The following is a 2017-nucleotide window of genomic DNA, read 5'->3' on the forward strand; positions in this document are numbered from 1 at the left end:
CAGTTGTCTTGCCAAAGGCATCGCTGGGTAGCTATGTGCGGAAGGGATAAGTGCTGAAAGCATCTAAGCATGAAGCCCCCCTCGAGATGAGATTTCCCATCACGTAAGTGAGTAAGATCCCTAGAAGATGACTAGGTAGATAGGTCAGAGATGGAAGCATGGCGACATGTGGAGTTGACTGATACTAATCGATCGAGGACTTAACCACAAAGAGTCATTATTTTAATGAACAACAATTGGTCGATATTTGGCTTTCTTGACATCAATCCTTTATCTAGTTTTGAAGGAATAATCCTTCAATTGAATATTCGTCTGGTGACAATGGCGAAGAGGTCACACCCGTTCCCATGCCGAACACGGAAGTTAAGCTCTTCAGCGCCGATGGTAGTTGGGGGATCTCCCCCTGTGAGAGTAGGACGTCGCCAGGCGATACATATTTCGGAGGATTAGCTCAGCTGGGAGAGCATCTGCCTTACAAGCAGAGGGTCGGCGGTTCGATCCCGTCATCCTCCACCATTTTTTCAAAAGTGAAATAACTTCATTCAATATGCCGGTGTAGCTCAACTGGTAGAGCAACTGACTTGTAATCAGTAGGTTGGGGGTTCAAGTCCTCTTGCCGGCACCATTGATATTTTATTTTGTGTCTTTTTTTAATTTTAGGAGCCATTAGCTCAGTTGGTAGAGCATCTGACTTTTAATCAGAGGGTCGAAGGTTCGAATCCTTCATGGCTCACCATAGATTTTTGCGCAAGCAAAATATCTTTCCTTCATTTTCTCCAATGTGAAAATGAAAAGAACATGCGGGTGTGGCGGAATTGGCAGACGCACCAGACTTAGGATCTGGCGCCGCAAGGCGTGGGGGTTCAAGTCCCTTCACCCGCACCATTTCGCGGAAGTAGTTCAGTGGTAGAACACCACCTTGCCAAGGTGGGGGTCGCGGGTTCGAATCCCGTCTTCCGCTCCATGAAATTGCCGGGGTGGCGGAACTGGCAGACGCACAGGACTTAAAATCCTGCGGTAGGTGACTACCGTACCGGTTCGATTCCGGTCCTCGGCACCAGGATTTTTTGCGACAGCAAAATAATCTTCATTGATTTGCGTCAGCAAAATATCTATCCTTACATTACTATTATAGACTATACTTTGCGCCCGTAGCTCAATTGGATAGAGCGTTTGACTACGGATCAAAAGGTTAGGGGTTCGACTCCTCTCGGGCGCGCCATATTTCGGGAAGTAGCTCAGCTTGGTAGAGCACTTGGTTTGGGACCAAGGGGTCGCAGGTTCGAATCCTGTCTTCCCGACCACTTCTTTGGGGCCTTAGCTCAGCTGGGAGAGCGCCTGCTTTGCACGCAGGAGGTCAGCGGTTCGATCCCGCTAGGCTCCACCAAAAAGTTTTTATAAAAAGTTATTGACACTCAATGAGTGGAAATGATATGATTATCAAGTCGCTTCAAACGAAGCACTTACACATTGAACCTTGAAAACTGAACAAAACAAGACAATACGTCAACGTTAATTCTAGATTTATTTTAAAGAGCTATTCAAACTTTTATCGGAGAGTTTGATCCTGGCTCAGGACGAACGCTGGCGGCGTGCCTAATACATGCAAGTCGAGCGGATTGATGGGAGCTTGCTCCCTGATATCAGCGGCGGACGGGTGAGTAACACGTGGGTAACCTGCCTGTAAGACTGGGATAACTCCGGGAAACCGGGGCTAATACCGGATAACTCATTTCCTCGCATGAGGAAATGTTGAAAGATGGCTTTTAGCTAYCACTTACAGATGGACCCGCGGCGCATTAGCTAGTTGGTGAGGTAACGGCTCACCAAGGCAACGATGCGTAGCCGACCTGAGAGGGTGATCGGCCACACTGGGACTGAGACACGGCCCAGACTCCTACGGGAGGCAGCAGTAGGGAATCTTCCGCAATGGACGAAAGTCTGACGGAGCAACGCCGCGTGAGTGATGAAGGTTTTCGGATCGTAAAGCTCTGTTGTTAGGGAAGAACAAGTGCCG

The 2017-nt window shown here is 48.5% G+C and carries 9 tRNA genes and 3 rRNA genes; all 12 read left to right on the forward strand.

The annotated features are described in order from the left end of the window. Positions 1-208 (forward strand): 23S ribosomal RNA (locus AM506_RS21500); the annotation flags it as partial. A 103-nt stretch (positions 209-311) separates the two neighbouring features. Beyond that, positions 312-428: ribosomal RNA gene (rrf, locus tag AM506_RS21505) — 5S ribosomal RNA — on the forward strand. 12 nt (positions 429-440) lie between these two features. After that, a tRNA-Val gene (locus AM506_RS21510) sits at positions 441-516 on the forward strand. A gap of 33 nt (positions 517-549) precedes the next feature. Then, positions 550-625, forward strand: a tRNA-Thr gene (locus tag AM506_RS21515). 35 nt (positions 626-660) lie between these two features. Then, positions 661-736: transfer RNA gene (locus AM506_RS21520), tRNA-Lys, on the forward strand. Positions 737-800: 64 nt separating this feature from the next. Then, positions 801-885, forward strand: a tRNA-Leu gene (locus AM506_RS21525). Positions 886-889: 4 nt separating this feature from the next. Next, a tRNA-Gly gene (locus AM506_RS21530) sits at positions 890-964 on the forward strand. A 7-nt stretch (positions 965-971) separates the two neighbouring features. Continuing rightward, positions 972-1060: transfer RNA gene (locus tag AM506_RS21535), tRNA-Leu, on the forward strand. Between the two features lie 85 nt (positions 1061-1145). Further along, positions 1146-1222, forward strand: a tRNA-Arg gene (locus AM506_RS21540). Positions 1223-1227: 5 nt separating this feature from the next. Further along, positions 1228-1304, forward strand: a tRNA-Pro gene (locus AM506_RS21545). A 7-nt stretch (positions 1305-1311) separates the two neighbouring features. Continuing rightward, a tRNA-Ala gene (locus tag AM506_RS21550) sits at positions 1312-1387 on the forward strand. A 162-nt stretch (positions 1388-1549) separates the two neighbouring features. After that, positions 1550-2017 (forward strand): 16S ribosomal RNA (locus AM506_RS21555); the annotation flags it as partial.

Origin of the sequence: Rossellomorea vietnamensis, from assembly GCF_001305855.1 — a bacterium.
In the GTDB taxonomy this organism is placed as follows: Bacteria; Bacillota; Bacilli; order Bacillales; family Bacillaceae_B; genus Rossellomorea; species Rossellomorea vietnamensis_A.